Source organism: Methylomonas sp. Kb3 (genome assembly GCF_002834115.1).
GTDB classification, from domain to species: domain Bacteria; phylum Pseudomonadota; class Gammaproteobacteria; order Methylococcales; family Methylomonadaceae; genus Methylomonas; species Methylomonas defluvii.
In genome coordinates this window covers 600727-623392 of record NZ_PIZT01000069.1, presented here as the reverse complement: position 1 = coordinate 623392, position 22666 = coordinate 600727, and the positions used below count along the sequence as shown (strand labels likewise).

Annotated in this window: 25 protein-coding genes and 1 pseudogene; 18 read left to right on the top strand and 8 right to left on the bottom strand. The window is 49.3% G+C overall.

The genetic code is table 11. The annotated features are described in order from the left end of the window. Positions 1 to 2 precede the first annotated feature (2 nt). From tnpB to CWO84_RS24000, 3 genes and pseudogenes are all read right to left on the bottom strand, one after another. Positions 3 to 353 carry an IS66 family insertion sequence element accessory protein TnpB gene (gene tnpB, locus CWO84_RS24010; protein ID WP_101055718.1) on the bottom strand — a complete coding sequence of 117 codons (351 nt, stop codon included), beginning with the start codon at positions 351 to 353 and terminating at the stop codon, positions 3 to 5. After that, on the bottom strand, positions 341 to 628 hold the full coding sequence (locus CWO84_RS24005) for a hypothetical protein (RefSeq protein ID WP_101055717.1): 288 nt from the start codon (positions 626 to 628) through the stop codon (positions 341 to 343). The genes tnpB and CWO84_RS24005 overlap by 13 nt, the downstream gene beginning before the upstream one ends. Positions 629 to 1380: 752 nt before the next feature. Continuing rightward, positions 1381 to 2610 (bottom strand): annotated as a pseudogene (locus CWO84_RS24000) (IS1380 family transposase); the annotation flags it as partial. 440 nt (positions 2611 to 3050) lie between these two features. Here CWO84_RS24000 and CWO84_RS23995 point away from each other — a divergent pair. From CWO84_RS23995 to CWO84_RS23935, 13 genes are all read left to right on the top strand, one after another. Next, on the top strand, positions 3051 to 4121 hold the full coding sequence (locus tag CWO84_RS23995; RefSeq protein ID WP_101055716.1) for a hypothetical protein: 1071 nt from the start codon (positions 3051 to 3053) through the stop codon (positions 4119 to 4121). Then, complete coding sequence (locus CWO84_RS23990; protein ID WP_101055713.1) at positions 4118 to 5077, top strand: nucleoside-diphosphate kinase; 960 nt, start codon at positions 4118 to 4120, stop codon at positions 5075 to 5077. The genes CWO84_RS23995 and CWO84_RS23990 overlap by 4 nt, the downstream gene beginning before the upstream one ends. Continuing rightward, positions 5064 to 6323, top strand: a complete 1260-nt coding sequence (locus CWO84_RS23985; protein ID WP_165786438.1) for an aminotransferase class III-fold pyridoxal phosphate-dependent enzyme — start codon at positions 5064 to 5066, stop codon at positions 6321 to 6323. The genes CWO84_RS23990 and CWO84_RS23985 overlap by 14 nt, the downstream gene beginning before the upstream one ends. Before the next feature lie 5 nt (positions 6324 to 6328). Continuing rightward, positions 6329 to 7045, top strand: coding sequence for a formyltransferase family protein (locus CWO84_RS23980; protein WP_165786437.1), 717 nt, complete (start codon positions 6329 to 6331; stop codon positions 7043 to 7045). A gap of 3 nt (positions 7046 to 7048) precedes the next feature. Continuing rightward, positions 7049 to 7792, top strand: coding sequence for a hypothetical protein (locus tag CWO84_RS23975; RefSeq protein ID WP_101055709.1), 744 nt, complete (start codon positions 7049 to 7051; stop codon positions 7790 to 7792). Further along, entirely contained in the window at positions 7789 to 8547 is a 759-nt protein-coding gene (locus CWO84_RS23970) for a hypothetical protein (RefSeq protein ID WP_101055708.1), read from the top strand. The genes CWO84_RS23975 and CWO84_RS23970 overlap by 4 nt, the downstream gene beginning before the upstream one ends. After that, positions 8544 to 9554 carry a Gfo/Idh/MocA family oxidoreductase gene (locus CWO84_RS23965; RefSeq protein WP_101055707.1) on the top strand — a complete coding sequence of 337 codons (1011 nt, stop codon included), beginning with the start codon at positions 8544 to 8546 and terminating at the stop codon, positions 9552 to 9554. Before CWO84_RS23970 ends, CWO84_RS23965 begins: the two co-directional genes overlap by 4 nt. A gap of 22 nt (positions 9555 to 9576) precedes the next feature. Continuing rightward, positions 9577 to 10320, top strand: coding sequence for an SDR family oxidoreductase (locus tag CWO84_RS23960; protein ID WP_165786435.1), 744 nt, complete (start codon positions 9577 to 9579; stop codon positions 10318 to 10320). A gap of 27 nt (positions 10321 to 10347) precedes the next feature. Further along, positions 10348 to 10902 (top strand): pyridoxamine 5'-phosphate oxidase family protein, encoded by a 555-nt coding sequence (locus CWO84_RS23955; protein WP_101055703.1) that lies wholly within the window; start codon positions 10348 to 10350, stop codon positions 10900 to 10902. A gap of 48 nt (positions 10903 to 10950) precedes the next feature. Further along, positions 10951 to 11604, top strand: coding sequence for an HAD-IA family hydrolase (locus CWO84_RS23950; protein WP_165786433.1), 654 nt, complete (start codon positions 10951 to 10953; stop codon positions 11602 to 11604). Then, positions 11591 to 11992, top strand: a complete 402-nt coding sequence (locus tag CWO84_RS23945; RefSeq protein WP_101055699.1) for an NUDIX domain-containing protein — start codon at positions 11591 to 11593, stop codon at positions 11990 to 11992. The genes CWO84_RS23950 and CWO84_RS23945 overlap by 14 nt, the downstream gene beginning before the upstream one ends. Positions 11993 to 12007: 15 nt before the next feature. Next, positions 12008 to 13225, top strand: coding sequence for an MFS transporter (locus tag CWO84_RS23940; RefSeq protein WP_101055698.1), 1218 nt, complete (start codon positions 12008 to 12010; stop codon positions 13223 to 13225). A 143-nt stretch (positions 13226 to 13368) separates the two neighbouring features. Beyond that, positions 13369 to 14289, top strand: a complete 921-nt coding sequence (locus CWO84_RS23935) for an IS5 family transposase (protein WP_101055695.1) — start codon at positions 13369 to 13371, stop codon at positions 14287 to 14289. 475 nt (positions 14290 to 14764) lie between these two features. On the opposite strand, the gene CWO84_RS23930 is transcribed toward CWO84_RS23935, so the two are convergent. The 5 genes from CWO84_RS23930 to CWO84_RS23915 are packed head-to-tail and all read right to left on the bottom strand — an operon-like array spanning position 14765 to position 17617. Next, positions 14765 to 15088, bottom strand: a complete 324-nt coding sequence (locus CWO84_RS23930) for a cupin domain-containing protein (RefSeq protein ID WP_240618140.1) — start codon at positions 15086 to 15088, stop codon at positions 14765 to 14767. 35 nt (positions 15089 to 15123) lie between these two features. Next, the gene (locus tag CWO84_RS25205) at positions 15124 to 15255 is read right to left on the bottom strand and encodes a hypothetical protein (protein WP_276308168.1); all 132 of its coding nucleotides are present in this window, start codon (positions 15253 to 15255) and stop codon (positions 15124 to 15126) included. A gap of 35 nt (positions 15256 to 15290) precedes the next feature. Beyond that, a complete protein-coding gene (locus CWO84_RS23925; protein WP_101055693.1) occupies positions 15291 to 15791 on the bottom strand; it encodes a DinB family protein in 501 nt (166 codons plus the stop codon). Next, a complete protein-coding gene (gene ilvE, locus CWO84_RS23920) occupies positions 15788 to 16663 on the bottom strand; it encodes a branched-chain-amino-acid transaminase (protein WP_101055691.1) in 876 nt (291 codons plus the stop codon). Before ilvE ends, CWO84_RS23925 begins: the two co-directional genes overlap by 4 nt. Before the next feature lie 15 nt (positions 16664 to 16678). After that, on the bottom strand, positions 16679 to 17617 hold the full coding sequence (locus CWO84_RS23915) for a DMT family transporter (RefSeq protein WP_101055689.1): 939 nt from the start codon (positions 17615 to 17617) through the stop codon (positions 16679 to 16681). Positions 17618 to 17764: 147 nt separating this feature from the next. On the opposite strand from CWO84_RS23915, the gene CWO84_RS23910 reads away from it, so the two are divergent. The 5 genes from CWO84_RS23910 (at position 17765) to CWO84_RS23885 (ending at position 22662) form a co-directional block, all read left to right on the top strand. Further along, positions 17765 to 19177, top strand: coding sequence for a PLP-dependent aminotransferase family protein (locus CWO84_RS23910; RefSeq protein ID WP_101055687.1), 1413 nt, complete (start codon positions 17765 to 17767; stop codon positions 19175 to 19177). A gap of 242 nt (positions 19178 to 19419) precedes the next feature. Further along, a complete protein-coding gene (traL, locus tag CWO84_RS23900) occupies positions 19420 to 19701 on the top strand; it encodes a type IV conjugative transfer system protein TraL (RefSeq protein ID WP_101055683.1) in 282 nt (93 codons plus the stop codon). Then, positions 19698 to 20309 carry a TraE/TraK family type IV conjugative transfer system protein gene (locus tag CWO84_RS23895; protein ID WP_101055675.1) on the top strand — a complete coding sequence of 204 codons (612 nt, stop codon included), beginning with the start codon at positions 19698 to 19700 and terminating at the stop codon, positions 20307 to 20309. Before traL ends, CWO84_RS23895 begins: the two co-directional genes overlap by 4 nt. Next, on the top strand, positions 20306 to 21283 hold the full coding sequence (locus CWO84_RS23890) for a type-F conjugative transfer system secretin TraK (protein WP_101055674.1): 978 nt from the start codon (positions 20306 to 20308) through the stop codon (positions 21281 to 21283). Before CWO84_RS23895 ends, CWO84_RS23890 begins: the two co-directional genes overlap by 4 nt. Then, complete coding sequence (locus tag CWO84_RS23885) at positions 21283 to 22662, top strand: TraB/VirB10 family protein (RefSeq protein WP_101055673.1); 1380 nt, start codon at positions 21283 to 21285, stop codon at positions 22660 to 22662. Before CWO84_RS23890 ends, CWO84_RS23885 begins: the two co-directional genes overlap by 1 nt. Positions 22663 to 22666 lie beyond the last annotated feature (4 nt).

The following is a 22666-nucleotide window of genomic DNA, read 5'->3' as shown; positions in this document are numbered from 1 at the left end:
GGTCAGACCTGCCAATCGGGTTGGCATTTTGCCGACAGCCGCTGCCAGTCGACACCGGCCACCAACCATTGCCACTGCGCCTGACTGATCGCAAACACCACATCGTCAGCCTTGGGCCAGACAAAACTGCCCTGATGCAAACGGCGCTGACACAACCACACGCCATTGCCGTCCCACAGCAACAACCGCAAGCGGTTGCCGGCTCGGTTACGAAAGATAAAGGCCGATCCTGCGCAAGGCGAATGTCCCAGGTTCTGCTGAACAATGGCCGACAAGCCATCCAGGCCGCGCCGCATATCGACCGGGGTCACTGCCAACCAAATCTGTGCCGGCGTTTCGATCAAGCCAGGCATTGCAGCAACTCCGCGACCCAGCGCGGTGACACGGAAGCCGCTAATTCCAAGCGATGACCTTGGGCATGCGTAAAGACAATCGCAGCAGGTGGCGCCTGCTCAACCTGCACCGGTATCAACGCAGACGATACGGTGGCCGGTAATTTTCGATAGTCACTCAGTCGCGCCGTGAACGTGCGGACGTTAATCTGTTGCTCAGCGCAATACTCCGCTTGCGACAAACCACTACTTTGCCACGTTTCAATATGCTGACGCCATTTCGATGTGATAGCCATGCCCACTCCTGATCAAAAAATCACAGGATGCCGCAGGCAAATGATTTATTACAGGTGGAATGGCTGATTGCTTACTTTTAAACTATAGCGCGTGCACTTCCAGAAATAATCCATGCGTTTCAGTTCGTTACGCAAGGTATTCGCGCTGATGGTGACACCACATTCCGTTGTGGCGAGTGCCCAAGACCCGACACGTCAGTGGTTCTGCATCGAACCAATCTTTTAATTGGCTTCGATGAGCTTCGGTCAATTTACTCGGAGCACCGCAACGCGGTTGATCTGGCAAACTGGCCACCCCTTTCTTTAGTCATCTTCGGCGCCGCTCACGAATCGCTTCTGGCTTAACATTTTGTTGATTCGCAACCGCAAACACTATCTGAGCTTCGGATAACATCAGAATGGTCAGCGCACGTTCTCGCTCTCGCCAGTCACTACCCTTTTTGATAATCGTCAGCAGTTGCTATCGTTCGATTTCACTCAACCTGAATCCGTGTTCCATTCGGTTTAAGGGGTGGCCTCCGCATTTTCAGCGCGTTTTTTTAAAGAAACCTGCCATCCACCGAAACTTAAATGTCGCTCATCAAGCCTTCAATGGCCAAAATCAACCCTCTTCTGTCGCATTGCCGCCATTGTCGACCGAAAAACCTGACACCAAGACCAGCAAGCCTCTTCTCCGCCTAGAGACTCAATCGATAGCCAGCCGTCCAACATTCGCCGAGTTTATCCCGATGCGGACCCCGGCTGAGCCACCATTGCCGGGCCTTATGGATCACCTGCGCGGCGCGATACATGACTTCTTGCAGCACGGTGCGTAGCCGACGACGTTTTGCTGGGTGACGTATCGGTGCCAAGTGGCCCGTCAAGCCCAATTGACCGATCAGCCGCAAGCAATTGTAGGCCAACATGCCCATTCTCAATAGACAGTCGTTGGTCTCGAATTTACCGGAAGGCAAACGCTCCAGATCCAAATCGGTTTTGAATTCCGAATGGAATTGTTCATGGGTGCCGTGGTCGCGGTAGCGTTCAATGACGGTATCTTCGGATTCCTCCAGACTCGTCCACCAGCCTTCCAGTTGGATGTCCGGCAGCAATAACAGCTGACCGTGCTTGTTGATGGTGCGTTCGATGATCCGTATCACCAGCCTGAAGGAACGTGTCTGCTTTTGCCAGGCGCGATCCACCAACAGGGTCATTAAGGCTTCCCGTTTACCGGGACGCTTTTCAACAAAGGCACCGGCGGCTTCCGCCTTTTCGACCCAGGCGGCTTTATCCTGTTTTCGGGGGTTCCATTTGACCAAATAGTCAAAACTCCGACCCATGGCCGCCCAGCGCGCTTTTTCATCCGCGGCGGCAAATAACAGTTTGGCGCTATCAAACCCTGAGTCTTTGCGTAATAACACCGCTAAGTTCGGCGCCACCAAGCGCTCGACACGGGGAAATAACCGTTCCAGAAAATATTCAACCTCCAGCGAGGAATGCCAGCGACCGGGGCGCAATTCCAGGCCGATGCACCAGCCTTCATTGCCCAAGTAGGCCGCTACCGGCGTATAGCCATCGACGCCTTGATAAGTTCGACTGACCTCTTCCTTCTTAGTCCCGCTCTGATCCATGACGAAGGTATCCATGTCCAGGCAGACATAACCTTTATGCGGCGTCATCGGGGCTTGTGTTCGTTCAATGAGCCGAACCGATAGCTCGTCCAACGGCTCCAACAGGCTGCCGCTGACACGATCCAGTCGCTGCCTCAGCCACACACAGCTGGGAACCTTGCGGATATCCAATGCCGTTTTGAAAAAGCGATCTTCACGAAACGGCTCGACCGCTTCGAAATCGCTTTTGCCTATACACAACAATCCGACCATCGTTTTCAATAAATCCGAGGTCCTGATCCCTAGCGAAACCGGAATTCGTCCGTCCACTATCGCTTCGACATTGACGACTTCCAGGCATTGGCCGATTAACGACAGCCCTGCATAGGATATGAGTTACTTCTTGGATTCCTTAAGCTTAAATCGTGCCATAATCAAAATGGGTGAGTATAGGAAAACTATATTTTACCTTATTTATCATATGTATACAGCGAATTGGCTAAATTCAAACACGGATTCAAGACTCAACTCAATCGATTTTACGTTCATTCTCTGACTACCACTGCACTTAAAATCCCTCTATCTTAATGCATGGATACTTATTATTAATCGCTTATGGTATTACCTTCTAAACGAGCTGCAACACTGTCAAAATTGACAGTTGTTCATAATCAAAAATAAATATCAAATAGTTATCAACAAGGGAAAAAAGTATCAACTCATAGGTGCGTATTTTAGCTGCTGTGTGTTGTGTTTCAAAAAACAACTTTATCAATGCAAGTAGCTTGATGAAGCAGATGTTGTCTAATTTCCTAAATTGAGAGGACTAGATTATGAACGCTATTACCCCTATAGACTTCCACTGCCATGGTATCGGCCGATTTGATTTTGCCGATCCTAATTCATTAGTACTTGACGAGCTAGAGAATCACCTGAAAATCGAAGGTACTGCAGCAATATTAACACTGTACTTACCCAAGGCGCATCTGACTAACTTTATTGAGTTCATGTATGAGTTCGACGCAGGTAAAAAATCAGGACGATATAAACACATTATTGGAATAGCACTTGAAGGACCACTTTTAGCTAGTTTCGGCGGCACACCTGAGCAAGGTTGCTGGAAACCAACATTGTCGGAATGGGAACAATTAGCACGTCTGGGTTCGCATGGACTTGTTTACGTGGTTTTGTCACCAAACGCTGAGTTTAATCAGAAAGATGACTATCCGAAAGATATTATTGAAATCGCAAAAATACTCCTTAATCATCGTGTAAAGCCGGCACTTGGGCATTTTGGGAAAGAAGATGCTGAAGCAACGGCAATTTCTATTTCACATATTTGTGATTATGCTGAACAAGCAGGCATGACGCCTTTGTTTACTGACCATCTGTATAACGACATGCCTGTCAAATGCCAATACCACTGGCGCAACGGAATAGAAAAGTCTAAAAGAAAGTCAATAACTCCAGAAATACTCAAACAGGAATGGACCGATGAAAATATCGAAGACATATTAGGTCCAGTCCCTGCGACTTTAATTGGATATGCCAAAAAAGGTATTTTAAAGCTCTGCCTAAATTGTGATGGTGATCACGTAGATATTGATCTGTGCAAGCGAACAATTGAATTCGTTGGTGCTGAAAATTTGATGCTGATGACCGATCGGATTCAAAGCGAAATACTTGCTGGACAAAAACTAACCAGAAATACAGCCAATACGCTGCTGTATCAAAAAGCAGGTATTGTGGCAGGAGGCACACAATCTGTTATGCGTCAGCTAGGTAACTTGATGCTTATTGGCGTGCCATCAAGGGACATCTTTCAAATGGCTTTTGCGACAGCGGCAGGAGCGCTATTTGGTCAAGATACACTAAGCCTGGATAGGGTGGAGAGCGGTCTATGACTGGTAACACCGAAATTGAACATCATGTTCGTATTGTCACAAAAAATAATTATGAGGAAGGTGTACCTGTCCATACCCCAAAATGGCTGTCTATACATCATGTAAAACGATACCGGTATGGACAAGAACCTTATTACCAGGAAGCGCTTCAGGCTTTCCTTTCATCAAGTAACCCGGAGTATTGGTTGCAAAAACACACCTTTTTGCTCCTAAAGCCAGACGCTTTCCCTCCACGGAGTTTCGACAAGATTATTCATGGACTGACTGTTGATGGCTTTGGTGTCGTTAAGGCTATTCCGATTCGTCTTGGGCGGTTTCATATTCGTGAACTATGGCGTTATGAATATAACTTGGCGAATGTGCAACGTTATCCTTTACTAGATATGCTTTTATCATCAGGCGATTCTATTTTGTTGATCATCCGCGATATTTTAGGACAAGGGTGTGCTTCTGAAAGGCTTACGTCATTAAAAGGCGCCTCAGATCCTGCAATTCGTTCTAAAAATTCTTTAAGAACGAGAATAGGAGCTGCAAATGGTACGTTAAATTTTATACACACCCCTGATGAGCCAATTGACGTTGTTCGTGAACTTGGAGTGCTTTTACCTTCCAATGAAGTGGCTGACCTAATCACGGAAACAAGCAATAACGATGTCGTGTCAAACTCCATATTAAGCGAGATTGGAAAAAAAATAAGTAAAAATTACCCTTCCCATGAACTCACTCTGGATCATGTATTTAATCATTATGGAGACGAATTCAAACAACAAGTTTTTGATTCGACTCATGCACTCAGGTCTCAAACATTATTCGAGATTGAGCGGTTAGCATCAATATTCTCCTTAAACAACTGGGACAAGATCATTCTTGCGAATGAGTTTCTAGAGTTTTGCGTTCCTGGTGTCGTCAAGGCGTTCGAATTCGAAATTGCGGTGAATGACAATGCGATTGCTTAAAACCGATTTTGTTTACCGTAACGATCCTCTTGTGATTGCGGGCGCATCAGGATGCACACTTACAGAAAGGAGTGGGCGAAAATACATCGACTTGCAAGCCTCAAGTGGGGCTGCAATTTTGGGGTATGACTCCTCTATCATGGAAATGGCGGCACTCAGAGCAGCAACTCTTCCTTCAAAGCCGCAGTTTTGCGAGTCAGTTACACGATTAGCCTTAACCGAAAAGCTAGATCGAATGTTTCGAAATGCCTCCGGCTGTGAAGGACGTATTGCTTATGATTTAGGCGGGGCACAAGGAATTGAACATGCGATAAAAGTTATTAGTGCTGAAAAGCCTAATGCGACGTGCATTCTGGCATTCGATGGGGCATATCACGGGCGGTCGCTCGCCACGTCCTTCTTAAGCTCTGGCTCGCGCTACACCAGTTTGCCTGGCCCTGGATTATTCAAAGTGGTTAGATTACCGGTACCCGCTTTGATTTCAGCATCAAGCGGAATTTCCCTGGAAGAGGCTGATGAAGTCTGCCGACAGAAGGTTTCATTGCTTTTCTCAGACGAGCGCTATGGGGTTGTCGGATCCACATACGCACTACATTCACTGGTATTTGAACCCATTCTTAACGTCGCAGGAATGCACCCCTTTGATGAAAGCTATATTTCATTTGTTATTGAAAAAATTCGCTCCAATGGTGGACATATTATTGCGGATGAAATTTTTACGGGTTTTTACAAAGACAAGGGATTTCTAGCAAGCGCTTCTTACTCTTCAATGGTAGACATTGTTGTTATAAGTAAAGGGTTAACTAATGGCCTTGCGCCTTTGTCTGTTATTTGGGTGAATGAGGAATCTGGACTAGAGTCTGCAAAGCCAGGCCTGCACAGTTCTACTTACATAAATAATGAATTTTCATTATGTTGCGCTCTAGAAGTTATTGAGCGTATTGAATTATTAAATTCGAATGATCTTGAGCGACCGAAATCTGCACTTGAATATATTATAGGGAGTTTAAAGAGACAAGATTTAGTTTCGATGATCCATTCAAATGTAGGTGCTATTCGGTTTAAAAATCCAGACGAAGTCAGCGATATTTATTCTAGGCTCATGCACACCGGCGCGGTTGGAGTTGTGACCGCATCCACCGGACTAGCTAAAGATTCAATCATTCTGCACCCAGCGCTCACGTTAACGGATGATGAGATTGAACAAGCCAAAGAAATAATGGAAGTCTCACTTGAGGAATGTTGAGAGTTATGGCTATTAAGTTAACAAAAAACATTGTCTGCTTTTCAAGCCATGGCCCCGGTAATTTTGAAACAGTCCTTGATTATTGTGCTTTATCTTCTGGACGGGCCAGAGTTATCTCATTAATTACTGACAGAGAAAGAATACCATCCATTGATATGGCTAGGACACATGGCATTCCGTATCGAGTGTTTTCATTTTCAACTAACAAGATAAGTGATCCTAATTTCAATTCAGAAAGAGCTAGATCTTCGAATGAAATTTTATCTTATCTTCTAGAGATTGAGAAAAATGAAAGTATTGATTTAATTGTGTGTGCTTTCAGAAGAATACTTGTTGGAAATATTATCCACCACTTTGCGAGGCGAATAATTAATGTTCACCCAGCCGATTTATCAGTATGGGATTTTAATACAAGAACTCGGCGTTACTTGGGTATTGGAGGATTAAAAAAAAGCATATTAGATGGTAACAAAACCACCCGAACAACCATACATTATTTGGATGAAGGTGTTGATACAGGTGAAATTATCTGCCTAGGACCACCAATACCTGTTGAGCATAATGGAAACCCTTTTAATTTTGAAAAGCATGAGTCAGCTCAAAAACTGAAAAGCGATAAACCAGCCCTCATGTTCGCTCTAGATCACGTTTTATTTCCTAAGGGTAGTTTTGATCAACCGATCATTCTTTCTCAGGACACAACGTTTATAAATAGGAGATAGACCATGTCATGTCAGAAAGCTTTGCCAGCTTTAAAAACACTTTTCGATAAATATGACCTTCGGATGTCAGATTTTATTGAATGGTCTGAACTTACAAGGCCGCTATTAAAGGATCTTTATGAATTAGGATCAGAATTCCTTGGTGATTTAGTGCGAGAAGCAAGTGAAGATCATAATCTACGTTCACGATTCGAAACTCACCAGCTCCTTGACTATCTCGTATTATATGAAGATAAAAATACAGGAGTCCGGTTAAGACTTCATATTGCTACTGAAGAGCATCTGCAACGAATTCACGATCATCGGTTTTCATTTTCAACATTGATATTTACTGGCCACTATCAACATTGCTTGTACGGACTTAAGCAAAATCCATATGAAATATCTACACTCGAAGAGTCGCGACCGTACCAAGATCGCTTTCATCCAGATCCAAAGTTTGCAGGATTGACCTCTGACGACTTGTTTCAAATTGAGTGGATACGCAATGAAACGGCAGGAAGTTCATATTCGCTACATCATTCACAAACCCATACCGTATTCACCTCAAAAAACACCGTTTCTTTGGTGTTAAGAGGGCCAATTGAGAAGCCGAGATCTCTGATATTTGACCAAAAACAACAGCAACTCTGGTGGCGATTTGGTCGAGAAGAAGAATCCGGGGAGCGAATTTCACAAAAGATTATGAGTCCAAATAAACTCGAACAGGTTATCCAGAATCTTACTGAATTGGAGGTTATTTTATGAATTCTACCACTGCACATATGCACAACGTTTCGAAAAACTTTCTCCATGACTTGACGCCATTTGACTGGGAAAGCGACTTGCTTTCAACTTCGCTAATTGCCGAAACTTGTTTACGACGACTCGCTGGCGATAAGCGGTTGTTTCGTGAACTCATTGAGGCTGCAGTTGCGGATCCCTATGTTTGGTCAAAATGCGAAGAAGACCTTGTTGAAGACAAGATCGTGCTGTGGGATGACATGGAACGAAATATTCGAATTCGCCTACGGATGTCTACTCGTCGGCAAGAACGCCTTGCGCACAACCACCGGTTCAGTTTCACCAATCTGGTATTGCGGGGCAAATACGTTCATTGGGTATACAAGCCGCTTGCAACCTTTGACGAAACCACTGCCTTAGAAGACGTTGAAGAGGTTATGTTGCATGAAGATCGTGCAAATGATTGTTTTACGATTCACCACACAACTTTACATAGCACGCCCTTTATTGAGCCCCATACCATTTCGTTGGTCCTCCGAGGGAATCCTGTTAAGGAACGTGCTCCCGTCATGTTCAAGGAACCACGCGAACGTGACCAATTTATTGCCCAGCAATCTCAACGTGGAGGTGACATAGAACCAGAGATTGCCGCGAAAGGGGATATGTTTTGGCGTGTTGGTGAAAATCAAGAATCTACCGAACGTAGAAACGAAAGACAGATGGGCCGAGATCGCCATGCTTATTGGTGCCAGCAATTAGAGGAATATGGCCTCATATGACAGCGTCTGGGAAACTTAAAGTCGCGCTCATTGGCACGGGAAATCAGGGATTAGAACATCTGTTGCCCGCGCTACGCCGCTGCTCCAGCATCGAGGTAACTTTCGTTATCTCAAGATTGCTGGACAGCGCCAAAGCGGTTTCTACTGAATGGGGCGTTGGCCGTTATGGAAATTCATGGGAAGCAATGCTAGAGGATTTTGATTGTCCTGATGCAATCGTGATTGCTGTTAATCCGGAATTACATCAATCGGTAGCCAAAGTCGCACTTGAACAGGGTAAGTCGATCTTCGTTGAAAAACCACCCGCAGTGGGATTGAATGCATTGAAGTCATTATGCGAAATAGAGGCAAAGAGTAGTTCTGTAGCCTTTGTGGGGTACAACTTTGCCTTTTCTGAGCAATATAAAAAAGCGTTAGAAATAGCAAATCAACGGGGCGGCATTGCGAGTGCGGATTATCGGTTTGTATCCTCTAAGCCCACTTCACCTGGAACCTATGAAGGGATAATAGAAAGACTGGTGTGGGATACATTGATACACCCTGCAAACTTGGCAACGCGTGCCCTTGGTCAAATAGCAAGTACAGACGCGCGTTTGCTAAAGGTCAACTCGGATAATTACTCAATTCTGGTCACGACCATTCATAAAATTGGTTCAGTGTCCCACATTGAAGTGGGTAATTATCATAACCGGTTTCAATTCGACGTACGCTTTGTAACGCATGATGGAACCACTATTGAAATCGATGGACTCAGGGATATTGAAATTTCCTATGGAAAGGGGCATGTACCTTCGGTTGGTTCGAAGGAAGTTATTTTATATCAGTATCCCATACGTCGGGATAGTTCTCAGATTACTGGGTACCTACCGGCACTCAAGGAGTTTTTCAAGTCAGTAGCGACGTGCTCGCCCTCCAAGTCTTCATTAGCCGATTCAGTGACTACCTATGAATTATTGGAAGCCGTGCTTACTCAGATTCAGCTCAACCAAGGTGGAACGACAAGTTAATAAGATTCGGTTAATAATAAAAATGGACAAATTACTATCAATGAAAAATAGAGTGGCCATCGTTACTGGAGCATCAGGAGGAATTGGCAATGCTGTGACCTCGGTATTAATTAGACAGGGAGCATTCTGTTTGTTGAGTGACAATGTTCCGCCGACATTGGAGCAGAAAAAACTAATAGCCTCTGAGAGTGCTCAGTTTTTACAAGGAGATTTAAGTGAAGAAAAAACTATCAACGAAATATTTGATTCTGTGAAGACTTTATTGAATAGGCCGGCCGATCTCCTGATCAACTGTGCCGGTTTGTATGAACGTTGGGATTTGCTGTGCCTACCCAATTCGGTATTAGAGACGACAATGCGATTAAACGTCAACGTACCTTTCTTGCTTTCTCAGCGCGCCGCTAACGAAATGATCTCAGCAAACATTCCGGGCCGTATCATCAATATCTCCTCTGACGCCTGGATAAAAGGGCCAAGGCGAGGTGCCCACTATGCCGCAAGTAAAGCAGCTCTTGTTGGAATGACACGATCCATGGCTCGAGCTCTTGGGTCCTATGGAATTAATGTTAATTGCGTCAGTCCTGGAGTTACCAGAACGAGACAACCCGGTCTTAATGCGTCTGAATTTAATGACCGTGGAAAAACAATTCCTTTGGGTCGTGTAGCTGAACCAATCGATGTAGCACATGCAGTACTATTCCTCTGCAGTGATATTAGCAATTACATAACAGGGCATGAATTGATAATCAACGGTGGTGATTATTAGGCATGGATGTAAAACCTCGGAGATAAAATGTCTGCTGACTTCGGTGAAGAATCTAATCGGGTGCAGGACCATAACGTCCTAGAACGTTTCTCAAGTGAGCACAGGCCTGCTGAGCGTATTCTAAAAAAAAAGCGGGATGTGCTTGATGATTGGTCTAAAGAATTTATCGCGTTCACTCGGCTGATAATTCTGTCGACTATTGACGCTCATGGACAACTATACGTTTCTCCTAGAGGAGGAGAAAAAGGATTCCTGAAAATTTCAAATGCTAAGCATTTGGTTTTTAATGACCTACCAGGGAATAACCTTATTGAAAGCTATAGGAATATTATAACAAATAATAACGTTGGTTTGTTATGCATTATCCCCGGAAGAGAAGAGATACTTCGTATTCATGGTTTTGCAAAAATTAATGACCTAGAAAACAAAAACACTGGAACTGGGCTTCAAGTTGTAATTAGCATAACTGAATGGTACTACCATTGCGGACGTAGTTTAAGATTGTCCGGCGCATGGGATATGGACATAATCACAAAAAACAAGGATCATGGTTTTTCTAAAAGGCCAAAGTTTGTTCCATAGTTTATGATTTCACTAATTTTATTTTTCTATTAACCATCGAGAGTAATGATGAACATTAAGGCAGTGATTTTTGATTGCGATGGCACACTAGTAGACAGCGAGGTGCTAGCGAATCAAGTCCTCGTTGAGTATGCGAGAGAGTATGGACTTAATATGCCAGTAAATGAAGCAATTGAACTTTATACGGGATGCAAGATGGCAGACTGTATTGCAGATTTGGAGTATCGTCTTGGAAGAAAACTGCCTGATCATTTCGTCACGACATTACGAGAGCGAACACTAAAAGCATTTGAATCGCGATTAAAACCTGTTGAAGGTGCTCTAAATCTCATCAAGAACATGCGTCTTCCATACTTCGTTGCTTCAAGTGGTCCAAGAGTCAAAATCGAGAATAGTCTTCGAATTACCGGGTTATTGCCTTACTTTTCATCATCACAAATTTTTAGTTCATACGAAATCGGCCATTGGAAGCCTGATCCACGCATCTATTTAGAGGTTGCTCGAGAAATTAAGGTAGAGCCAAGCCTTTGTTCCGTTGTGGAAGATAGCTTGCCAGGCATTAAAGCAGGTATTGGAGCCGGAATGAAAACATTCGCATTTGGAAACGCAAGTCGTCTAACTGAAGAACTTAGTCAAGCTATTGCGATAGGACATCTGAGCGAACTCGAATCACTTTTTACACAAGGCGATGCTAAATTCTGATCGAAAAATACTTTCTGTGGTTTCTGGCGTTATTGCTGGTCAGAACGGGCGGATATTGTTGGCGAAAAGGCCAACTTTTAAGTCAAACGGAGACATGTGGGAATTACCGGGTGGTAAAAAAGAGGGATCAGAAACAGCCTTCGAAACTTTAAAGAGAGAACTAGCTGAAGAAATTGGAGTTCACGTATTTTCAGCTGAATATTTAACATGCGTTAAACACGATTATGTTGATTATTCCGTGTCAGCCGAGGGATGGTTCATATCGCATTATCATGGAGAGCCTTCACCTTGCGAGGGACAGACATTGCTATGGGCTAACAAACAATTAATAGCTAATTTAAATATGGTTCCAACTGCTATAGATATTTTATCTATTATTTTTGGTTAAAATTTTCATCGAATTATGAGCTCACTTGATAAATATCGTTGGCAATTCCTAAAACTGCTGTCATTCCGGATGTTGATTGTTCTTTCATATCAAATTATGACAACGGTGGTAGGTTGGCATATTTATGAAATAACAAATGATGTTTTAGCATTGGGCTTAGTTGGACTATCGGAAGTAATACCGTATTTCTGCTGCGCATTATTTGCGGGTTATGCAGTCGATCATTTCTCTCGTCGCATGTTTGGTTTGATTTCAAGCATATTGCTAAGCCTAAGTGGTTTTACGTTGTTTGCAGTTGCAGAAGGCTGGATCGAAAGTAATCCAATAATATGGATTTATGGGGCTATTGCGCTTACTGGTGTAGCCAGAGCTTTTATTAGCCCAACATACAACGCAATCTTCGCGTTAGTTTTACCGCGCGAAAAATATGCAAAGGCTTCAGGATTTAGCAGTTCAGTGCTCCAGATGGGATTAGTGTTTGGCCCAGCACTTGGTGGCTTACTAGTGGAGTGGAGCGACAAGTCTGTTGCTTATGGCGTGGCAACCTGCTTATGTTTATTTGCTGCGTTGGCCCTGAGAATAGTGAGATTCACAGAGCCCGCACCAATATTAAGAACGCCTATTATCGCTAGTATTGGTGAAGGGCTTCATTTTGTATTAAACAACCAAATTTTGCTTGGAGCCCTGTCGCTCGATATGTTTGCCGTACTTTTCGGTGGAGCTATCGCAATGCTACCAGTATTTATTCAATCAATATTTCATTATGGGCCGGAAGGCCTAGGAATCTTACGATCAGCGCCGGCAGTCGGCGCAGTAATGACGGGACTAATTATGGCTCATCGTCCAATCAATTTGTATGCCGGTCGATGGTTATTAACGGCTGTCGCTGGGTTTGGTTTGTGCATGATTGGTTTTGCGCTTTCAGTCAATTTCTGGGTAGGTTGCATGGTATTGATGTTATCAGGTGTCTTTGACGGAATTTCGGTAGTAATGAGGACGACAATTATGCAACTTGCAACCCCTAGCGCTATGCGCGGACGTGTGTCAGCAATCAATGGGATTTTTATTGGGTCATCCAACGAACTTGGGGCATTTGAATCAGGGATAGCTGCGCGATGGTTAGGATTAGTGCCTTCGGTGGTTTATGGCGGTGTGATAACACTTGTGGTCGTTATTGTTACGGCAAAACTATGTCCAAAGCTCCGCAGATTGGCCCTTCACCAATTGAATTAATTTTCCATCGTAAGCTTTAACAGGCTGTTGATTTTATCTCTCCCGCAAACCGCATTGAATCGTTGGACTAAAAACGATGAAAATTAATAAGACATTGTTTTTAATGTAAAATAATATCATTCATTACATATTGCATTGACCTCATGCGCGGCGCCGACATTACTCAAGAAGAACTGTTCAGTTACCGAACCCTGGAAGCGCGGATTCCTCAAAAGCATCCGCTACGCAAGCTGCGCGAAGTGGTCGATCTGTTGCTCGCCACGCTAAACGACGAGTTCGACACGCTCTACGCCCGCCGCGGTCGGTATTCCATCCCGCCAGAGCGCTTGCTGCGTGCGAGTTTGTTGCAAGTTATGTTTTCCATCCGCTCGGAGCGGCAGTTAGTGGAGCATATCGATTTCAACCTGCTGTATCGTTGGTTTGTCGGCTTAACAATGGACGACGAGGTGTGGGACCACTCTACCTTTAGCGCCAACCGTGACCGCTTGCCGAACGAGCGCATCAGCCGTTTGTTTTTCGAGCGGGTACTAGCCTTGGCGGAATGGAAAAAATTACTCTCCGACGAGCATTTCTCGGTGGATGGCGGTCGCAATCCCACGGTCAATTTCAAGGGCGAGAAGTCTCAGTTGGCTTTCCTTGGCCATGCCTTGATGGAAAACCGTAACGGTCTGGTTGTCGATGCCCAAATCACTCGTGCTACAGGTACCGCAGAACGCGAGGCGGCTCAAGCCATGGTCAAGCGTACGATCCACAAACCGGGCGCGACATTGGGTGCGGACAAAAACTATGATACGCATGATTTCGTCACCGCAATGCGTCGATGCAAAGTCACCCCGCATGTGGCCAGCAAAGACAAAGGCTCCGCCATTGATGGTCGCACAACCCGACACGATGGTTACCGTAAAAGCCTCAAAACCCGCAAGCGGATCGAAGAAGTCTTCGGTTGGGCCAAGAACGTCGGCCCGTTGCGGCAAACCAAATTCCGTGGTTTAAAAAAGGTCGCCGCGCAAACAATTTTTACTTTTGCCGCCTATAACCTGACGCGTATGGGCGCGATTTTATAGTACCGCCTAGGTGGTCGTGCGCCTGAAATTCGCCAAAAGGCGGAATTTCATCCCCTTTGGAGCGAATATAACCGGCTGAAACGGGTTTTTGAGACCTGATCGGGCTTCTCGAACCGGCAAAGCCTCGAAAAAGGACTTCGAATCCGAAGGAATGTCGGCAAATTTCAACAGCCTGTTAAACCACTGGCTTTAAGCCGGTTACTCAATGCAGCCGGGCTGACTCGACCAAGCGCGGCAAGTCGCTGCACACCACGTAGTTTGCATGGCGCAGTTTGGCCAAGGTTTCCGGCGGCACCCGGTCGACAATGCCGGATGCGTTATAAAGTGTTAACGATGGCGATAAAATCCTTGCCGAGAGCCCTGCCCGACAGTTCGACGGCCGGTTTGCCGTGTCTTAACAGGGTGATTTCATGTCAAGTTTGCCTGTCGATCTAACAGGAATTGCCCAGTTCGGCGACGAAAAATTTCAACGCGCTCAATACGGCGTACCATCCTTGTGGGCAAACCGAAAGATATTATCGACAAACGCCGCTTGCAAATCGTCGTCCGGGTAGACGACTTGGTCGCCCGCAGTGCGGTCACCGATTTCCAGATAAACGACATCGCTCGCCGTTTCGTCGACCAGTCGGTGGGCATCGCCGCTACCGGCTTTGAAACCGGCGCACATGCCGGGCGACAATGACGTGGGGCCAGCGTCGGTGTACAGGGTCGGATAGCCTTGCAAGATGTAGATGAACTCGTCCTGTTTGGCATGGGCATGGCGTAGCGCGGAAATCGCGCCGGGTTCCAACTTGGTCAAATTGACGCCGAAATTTTGCAGGCCGAATAAATCGCCTAGCCCCCGCTTCTCCCGGCCTTCCAGCCGGCGGCCTGCACATCCAAAATGGCTTGCGGATACAAGGATTTTCTTGCGCGTGGCGGCACTTGATCTGCTACGACGGCAATTGGGAAGGTTGACTCAGTCATTTAGAATGATCCAAAAAGGGTTAAAAACGGTAAGCTTACTCGACAAACGGCGCGCAGATAAAATCGATGTCCCCATAGTCGCAACCGCATTGGCTCAGCAACGCGGTGATTTGGCCGCGATGGTGGGTTTTGTGGTTCAACAAGGTGGTCAGCATAGTGACCACTTCCAGATTTTTATCTTGCCCGGCGGACAAGCTGCGGAAGGCGATGCGGCGCTGCAAATCGTCGGCTTGCATGCCTTGAACCCAATCCAGCAAAGCCTGGTCGCAATCGGCTTGCGCCGCCCGCAATTCGCCGAAATCGCCGTAAATTTCCAAGTCCAGGCGTTGGTATTGCACCGGTTGATCTTGTAAGCGCGCCAGCCAGACGCGATCGCCCAGCAGCAAATGGTTCCAGGTGCCGTGGATGGAATGAAAAAATACGCCCCTATCTCGTTTGCGCTCGTCGTCCGTCAAGCTGGCGCAAGCGTCGTACAGCCGTTGATTCACCCATTGGCTGTAACGTGCCTGCAACACTAAATTTTCCAACCAATTCATTTCTCACCACCGCACTCTTGGTCTATGGTCCGCCCAAAGGCCTGTTGCAAGTGTTGGAACACCGGTCCTGGGCAACTAGGCAATGATCGGCAGTCGATACTGGCGACCGGAATCAGTTCGGCGCCGGTGCCGGTCAGGAAGCATTCGTCGGCGGCGTACAAATCATACACGCCCAGCGGTTGTTCGCGGGTTTCAATGCCGTCGGCTTGCGCCAATTTCAGCACTAAATCGCGGGTGATGCCTTCCAACGCGCCCTCGCTGCAAGGCGGCGTCAGCAAGCGGCCATTGCGGACGATGAACACATTGTCGGCGGTGCCTTCGGCCACCCGACCTTGGCCGTTGAGCAGTAGCGCTTCGTCGGCGCCGGTATGGTTGGCTTCGATTTTGGCCAGAATGTGGTTCAAATAATTCAGGCTTTTGATGCGCGGGTCCAGGCCGTCGGCCGGCAAGCGGCGCACCGACGATACGATCAGCCGAGCGCCGGCCTGTTGGCCGATGTCCATCATCGTCAATTGATCGGCGATGGCGATGACATTGGGCTGAGCACAGCTTTTGGGATTCAAGCCCAACGCTCCGGCACCGCGCGTGACCATCAGGCGGATATAGCCGTCGTCGTCGGCAAAGGCTTCGATGAGCCGTTCGATGATCGCCGTCAATTCTTCGTTAGAAAGCGGTATATCCAACGCAATCGCCCTCGCCGACAGCGCCAAGCGTTGCAAATGCTGTTGCAGCCGAAAAGCCCGGCGCCGGTAAAAGCGTATGCCCTCGAATACACCGTCGCCGTACAGCAAGCCGTGGTCGGTGACCGGAACAGCCGCTTGGTGGGTGGGCAACAATTGGCCGTTCAGCCAGGTTATGGAATGGGTATTCATCAAATGCTCCTGATGTTAACGTTGGAATGAGGATTTTCTGCCGGCCACGACGCAGGCGACAACTAAAGAGGCGGTTGCCAGTTGTTCGATTTCGACGCTTTCGCCGATCAACGCCGAACCGGCCGCCATGCTGAGAAACGGCTGCAGCAATTGCAGTTGGCCGATCCGCGCGGTGCCGCCCAGCGCCAGACCGCGATACCAGGCAAAAAATGCCAGATACATGCTGACCACACTGACGTAGGCGAAGCCTAACAGACTAGGCCAGCGGACCAGTTCGAAATGAGGCGGCGCGGTTTGCACCACCCACGGCAACAACAGCGGCGCAGTTATCAACAAGGCCCAACTGATGGTTTGCCAAGCACCCAGCTGTTTCGCCAGCCGCGCGCCTTCGGCATAACCGTAGGCCACGCAGGCAATCGCCGCCAGCAAATACAGATCCGCTTGCTGCAGTCCTGCCGAACCGGACAGATAGACGAAGATCAGGATCGCGGAGCTACCCAATGCCGTTGCCAGCCAGAATCGCCATGCCGGCCGTTCGCCCGATAACAACACACCGAAACCGGCGGTCAACAACGGCGTTAGCCCAACCACCACGGCACCATGCACCGCCGAAACGTGTTGCAACGCCAATGCCGACAACAGCGGAAAGCCGATCACCACCCCGCCGGCGGTTGCGGCCAACCTGAGCCATTGGCTGCCCTTGGGCAAACGCCCCCCTCGCCACCACAAAGCCAATGCGGCGAGTAGTGCCGCAACTACGGCTCGGCCCAAACCGACGAATACCGGATCGAGTTCCGCCACCGCCAGCCGGGTCGCCGGTAAGGTCAGACTGAAGCCGAGGATGCCGACACAGCCGAACCAATAACCGCGCGTCAGTTCAGAGGATTGGGAAGGCGCCCGAGTGTTGTGGCCGCCAACAGTTGACGCGGCACGGTTTAATAAGTCGAATTTCATGGTTTTGCCCTGTTTGATCGTAGACTCTACTTTAGGCTATGATCGGGCAGTCGATACAGATGCAAATTCTGTAAATTATATCGATACAATTTTGACTGATATCGAATTGTATCGGTAGCCAAACGCCGGAACTGTATTGTAATTACCATGAATCTTCGCTACGAAAACCTCGCCGAACATTTGCTTAACGCCATCGCGCAGAATCTGTACCGGCCGGGGGAACGCCTGCCTAGCGTGCGTCAGCTCAGCCAGCAACATCAGGTCAGCACCGCAACGGCGGTCAACGCATTACGGCTGCTGGAAGACCAGGGCCATCTCGAAGCCCGCCAGCGCTCGGGTTATTACGTCAGGCCGCGTCCGCGCTGTTCGCTACAGGAACCAGCGATTTCGGAGCCACCACACGAACCGTCGCTGGTGACGGGTCAGGAATTGGTGTTGCGTCTAGTCAAGGCCGCCAACGATCCGAGAATCGTGCAATTGGGCGCGGCGGTGCCGGCAGCGTCGTTTTTGCCGACGCAAAAAATGGCCCATCTGTCGGCCAATGTGGCCCGCCATTACAGCCAACGCATTGCCAATTACGAGTTTCCGCCGGGCGCGCCAGAATTACGCCGGCAAATCGCCCGCCGCATGTCTGAACAAGGCTGCCCGGTCGATCCCAACGACATCCTGATCACCAACGGCTGCCAGGAAGCGATGACGCTGGCCTTGAAAGCAATCACCCGCCCCGGCGACATCGTCGCCGTCGAATCGCCGACCTTTTACGGACTGCTGCAAGTCATCGAATCGTTGTCGTTGCGCGCGATCGAAATTCCGACCCACCCGCGCGACGGCATCGCGCTGGACGCGCTGCAACTGGCCTGCGAGCAATGGCCGATCAAGGCTTGTATCGCGGTGCCCAACTACAGCAATCCTTTGGGTTATTGCATGAGCGATACCCGCAAACGCGCCTTGGTGGAACTGACCAATCGCTACCGGATCTCGCTAATCGAGGACGACATTTACGGCGACCTCGGTTTCGGCCCGCAACGGCCGTCGATCGCGAAAAGCTGGGACAGCGAAGGCCGGGTGCTGTATTGCTCGTCGTTTTCCAAATCGCTGTGCCCCGGCTTACGGGTGGGTTGGCTGGTGGCAGGTCCTTACCTGGAACAAACCGAATATCTGAAATACGTCGGCAATCTGGCGACGCCGACTCACGCGCAATTGACGGTCGCGGAAATGCTAGCCAAGGGCGGCTACGAGCGCCATCTGCGTCAGGCGCGCAATCAATACCGGCAAGCGGTGGAAAGAATGACCACGGCCATCGGCGCTTATTTTCCGTCAGGCACCCGCGTTACCCAGCCGGAGGGCGGCTTCGTGATCTGGGTGGAGTTGCCGGAAACTGTCGATGCCACGGCGCTGAGCCGGCGGGCGTTGCCGCAAGGCATCAGCATCGCGCCCGGCCCGATGTTCTCGGCGACGCAAAAATACCGCAATTTCATCCGCCTGAATTGCGCGGTGGATTGGGACGAGCGGGTCAATCGGGCCTTGGTCAAATTGGGACAGATGGTCGGAAAGCAATGACGCGGATGGGAGTTTTCGAATTCATTGTGCCATCCATAATTCAAGCGCTTGGCCAAGCCTTCGTCTCAACGCAGTTCGACTAGCCAACCATTGTTTCAACGACTCGAAGTAACGATAGGCAACACTCCCCTTTCGAGTCATCAGAATCAAACCTCTGCAGCTGAGCGTAAATTCGTCATCAGCTGCAAAAGCCCTATTCAAATTACCCTTCACAATAATGACCATCCCAACCGGAGGTCATTATGGAACCAGTTGCCATTCCCCAATCGATAGACGATCCGATCCACATTTTGTTGTGGAGTGCAGACGAGATCGTACCCTTCATGGTCAGCATGCTCACCGGCATGTTGATCGATCAGTTCATGCCCGGCTTAGTACTGGGATTCATCGCGGTCAAGTTTTACCGACGTTTCCACGATAACCGGCCTGACGGCTACACCTTGCATGCGTTGTATTGGCTGGGCCTGTTGCCCAGTCGCGCCCAGACTATCCCCAATCCCTACATTCGCCGGTTCCTGCCATGAGATGGTCGGATTTTCTGCAAACCTGGGACGGGCACGAGACCGAGAACCGGTTTAGCCGAGTCGTCATTATCGGCTTGCTGGTGGTTTGCGTGATCACTTCGCTGGCCGCCTGGCGCACCGAACGCAGCATCATTCTGGTGCCGCCGAGCTTGACGCAGGAAGTCGAGGTCACCCGCAGCCAAGCGTCCAGCGAGTTCAAAGAATCTTGGGGCTTGTTCCTGGCCGAATTGCTCGGCAACACCACCCCAGCCAATGCCGACTTTCTGAAAACCGCGGTCGAGCCTTTATTGGCGCCGGATATTTACCGCAGTGTCCTGGATGCCATGAGCGATCAAATCAAGGCCATCAAAATGGACCGGGTCGCGATCAGTTTCACCCCGCGTCACGTTGATTACGAAGCCGAGACCAACAAAGTCTTCGTCAGCGGCGAACTCAAAAGTCAGGGCCCCAGTTCCAAACCTGACGTGAAACCTCGTACCTACGAATTCATCATTGCCATCAAAAATTATCGGCCCCGGCTGGAATACATCGACGTGTATCCGGATTCCCCCAGAACCCTGGCCCGTTTGAAAGCCACCCAAGGCCAACCGCATGAGGCTCAACCATGAAACGATTGTTGCCCCCCTGGTTATTTCTTTCCCTCGCCAATGGCGTTTGGGCCGCCGATAACCTACCGGTGACGGTGTTACCACCGGTCACCACGGTAGCCGAAGAGTCACCCGCATCGCCATCACAACCCGTTGTCTCATCGCAGCACGATTTTGGCATCGAGTTACCCCCAGTCGATGTCAGCGTTTTGAAAGCCGCCAAGCAGCAAGCGGCCGCATTAACCTCAGCGTCAGCCTCTTCAATCGGTCCACAGCATATTGCGGTTAAACCCGGTATCAACGAACTGATGCCGATTGCCGTAGGCCACTTGAATCGCCTGGTCACGCCGTTCGAGCATCCGGTGGTCACGACCACCAGCCAGGCAACTACCAGTACCAAAGGCAAAATCGTCTATGTCGCCACCGCCGACGAAACGCCGGTGACTTTGTACATCACCCCCGGCGACAACCAGGACATAGCCTTATCGCTGACCCTGATCCCCGAACGCATTCCGGCACGGGAAATTCATCTCGATTTGGACAAGGACAGCTACCACTTGCTAAACCAATGGCAGCGCGCCGATACCGCAAGCCGAACCTCGAGTCAGCAGGAACAAGCCTACATCAGCCAGCTGAAAGCGCTGTTTCGGGATTTGGGTTTGCAAAAGACCCCAGCCGGTTATTCGCTACGCGAACCGAAGCCCCTGGAACAGATTCGCTGCCTGCAAGACCGCGTGCAGATCAAAACCGGCCAAGTCCTGGAAGGCCAGGACCGGCTGATTTTGGTGGGGCTTGCCAAGAATACCGGCACTGAAATGTTCGAGTTCGACGAACGCAGCTGTGCAACGACGCAACAGGACGTACTCGCCGTTTCAGTTTGGCCCAACGTAGTGTTGAAACCGCAGGAAGCCACCGAATTGTATGTCGTGGTCCGACAATCGCCTGAGGCGTCAGTCAGTTTGAGGCCTTCATTACTGGGCGGAGGTCACCCCTAATGGCCAACGTCGAGTCCTGGTGGACACGCTTGAGTCCGACCGCCAAACGAAATCTGGCAGTCGGTGGCATCGGTACCGTGGTATTGGCGGTCATCATCGCATTGGCCACCGTCACTCCGGAAGTCAGCAAACCGCTGAGCAAACAAGCCACCATCCAACATATTTTGACCGATAGTGATCCACGCTCGCTGGGCATCGACGGTATTTCCGCGCAATTGCGCGATCTGCTGCAGAAGAACGACGAGCAAGCCCGCCGATTGACGGCCATCGAAGAACAGCAGCGGCGCGAGCAGCAATCCGACGAACTGCGCTTCAAACAATGGACCACCGCTGAGCGGGAAGCCTATGAAGCCAAACTCCAAGCGGTCACTGGTGAAGTCGAGTCGTTGAAGAACAAAGCGTCCACACCGTCAACGACTGGCACCCCAGGCGACATCAGCCAACCACCATTGGATCAGCCGGCACCCGGAAGACCATCAAACCATCGCCTGAGCAACGCGCCGTTCGATAACAGCCAAGACGATCTCAACCGCGTCTTCGAGCAAACGGCTATTCCTGGACCGACACCGGGCAATACCGGTGTCTCGGGAGGACGAGCCAACAGCCAAGCGCCGGCGGCAATGCAGATTCGCGTCATCCAAGAAGGCGCTGAGCACTCCAATGGTAAAGACAAAGAGGCCGCGTCGACCAACGCGCACGGCCAATCTCAGCCAGGTCACGCCAACAGCGACGTCTTTATCCCGGCCGGCAGCATTCTGACCGGCGTATTGCTGAATGGCCTCGATGCGCCAACTGGTCGCAAAGCCAAGAAAGAACCCATGCCGGTACTGTTCCGGATCAAGAAGGAAGCCATCTTGCCTAACCGTTTCCATGCCGATGTCCGCGAGTGCTTTTTGTTGGCCGCAGGCTTCGGTGACTTGAGTGCCGAGCGAGCCTACTTTCGCGGCGAGACCTTTTCCTGCGTTCGCCAGGACGGTGGCGTGATCGAAGTGCCGATGAATGCCTACGCCACCGGTGAAGACGGCAAAAACGGGGTGCGTGGCCGGGTGGTGTCGAAACAAGGTGCGCTGCTTGCCCAATCCATGATGGCCGGTTTCCTGCGCGGCTTTTCCGATGCCTTCGGTCGTAACCAGATTCCGGTGCTGATGACCGGTGGTCTGGGTGCGCTATCCGGTACCACGCCGTTCCAAAGCGCCTTTTCCTCGCAGTCGATGGAGGGCGGCGCATTGAAAGGCGCGGGTTACGCCATGGAACGCTTGTCGCACTTTTACATGGACATGGCCGAGGAGATTTACCCGGTCATCGAAGTCGATGCCACCCGCCAGGTCAACTTCATCGTGCAAAAAGGCACGGCATTGAAGCTGAAGTCACCAAGCTGATTCC

Bases quoted from the DNA above. Each gene is read 5' to 3' on its own strand.
- CWO84_RS23955 (WP_101055703.1), top strand. From the start codon at position 10,348: ATGTCTGCTGACTTCGGTGAAGAATCTAATCGGGTGCAGGACCATAAC.
- tnpB (WP_101055718.1), bottom strand. From the start codon at position 353: ATGCCTGGCTTGATCGAAACGCCGGCACAGATTTGGTTGGCAGTGACC.
- CWO84_RS25205 (WP_276308168.1), bottom strand. From the start codon at position 15,255: ATGACTGAGTCAACCTTCCCAATTGCCGTCGTAGCAGATCAAGTGCCG.
- CWO84_RS23950 (WP_165786433.1), top strand. From the start codon at position 10,951: ATGAACATTAAGGCAGTGATTTTTGATTGCGATGGCACACTAGTAGAC.
- CWO84_RS24005 (WP_101055717.1), bottom strand. From the start codon at position 628: ATGGCTATCACATCGAAATGGCGTCAGCATATTGAAACGTGGCAAAGT.
- CWO84_RS23990 (WP_101055713.1), top strand. From the start codon at position 4,118: ATGACTGGTAACACCGAAATTGAACATCATGTTCGTATTGTCACAAAA.
- CWO84_RS23960 (WP_165786435.1), top strand. From the start codon at position 9,577: ATGGACAAATTACTATCAATGAAAAATAGAGTGGCCATCGTTACTGGA.
- ilvE (WP_101055691.1), bottom strand. From the start codon at position 16,663: ATGAATACCCATTCCATAACCTGGCTGAACGGCCAATTGTTGCCCACC.
- CWO84_RS23890 (WP_101055674.1), top strand. From the start codon at position 20,306: ATGAAACGATTGTTGCCCCCCTGGTTATTTCTTTCCCTCGCCAATGGC.
- CWO84_RS23935 (WP_101055695.1), top strand. From the start codon at position 13,369: ATGCGCGGCGCCGACATTACTCAAGAAGAACTGTTCAGTTACCGAACC.
- CWO84_RS23965 (WP_101055707.1), top strand. From the start codon at position 8,544: ATGACAGCGTCTGGGAAACTTAAAGTCGCGCTCATTGGCACGGGAAAT.
- CWO84_RS23975 (WP_101055709.1), top strand. From the start codon at position 7,049: ATGTCATGTCAGAAAGCTTTGCCAGCTTTAAAAACACTTTTCGATAAA.
- CWO84_RS23985 (WP_165786438.1), top strand. From the start codon at position 5,064: ATGCGATTGCTTAAAACCGATTTTGTTTACCGTAACGATCCTCTTGTG.
- CWO84_RS23980 (WP_165786437.1), top strand. From the start codon at position 6,329: ATGGCTATTAAGTTAACAAAAAACATTGTCTGCTTTTCAAGCCATGGC.
- CWO84_RS23885 (WP_101055673.1), top strand. From the start codon at position 21,283: ATGGCCAACGTCGAGTCCTGGTGGACACGCTTGAGTCCGACCGCCAAA.
- CWO84_RS23945 (WP_101055699.1), top strand. From the start codon at position 11,591: ATGCTAAATTCTGATCGAAAAATACTTTCTGTGGTTTCTGGCGTTATT.
- traL (WP_101055683.1), top strand. From the start codon at position 19,420: ATGGAACCAGTTGCCATTCCCCAATCGATAGACGATCCGATCCACATT.
- CWO84_RS23910 (WP_101055687.1), top strand. From the start codon at position 17,765: ATGAATCTTCGCTACGAAAACCTCGCCGAACATTTGCTTAACGCCATC.
- CWO84_RS23995 (WP_101055716.1), top strand. From the start codon at position 3,051: ATGAACGCTATTACCCCTATAGACTTCCACTGCCATGGTATCGGCCGA.
- CWO84_RS23925 (WP_101055693.1), bottom strand. From the start codon at position 15,791: ATGAATTGGTTGGAAAATTTAGTGTTGCAGGCACGTTACAGCCAATGG.
- CWO84_RS23940 (WP_101055698.1), top strand. From the start codon at position 12,008: ATGAGCTCACTTGATAAATATCGTTGGCAATTCCTAAAACTGCTGTCA.
- CWO84_RS23895 (WP_101055675.1), top strand. From the start codon at position 19,698: ATGAGATGGTCGGATTTTCTGCAAACCTGGGACGGGCACGAGACCGAG.
- CWO84_RS23970 (WP_101055708.1), top strand. From the start codon at position 7,789: ATGAATTCTACCACTGCACATATGCACAACGTTTCGAAAAACTTTCTC.
- CWO84_RS23915 (WP_101055689.1), bottom strand. From the start codon at position 17,617: ATGAAATTCGACTTATTAAACCGTGCCGCGTCAACTGTTGGCGGCCAC.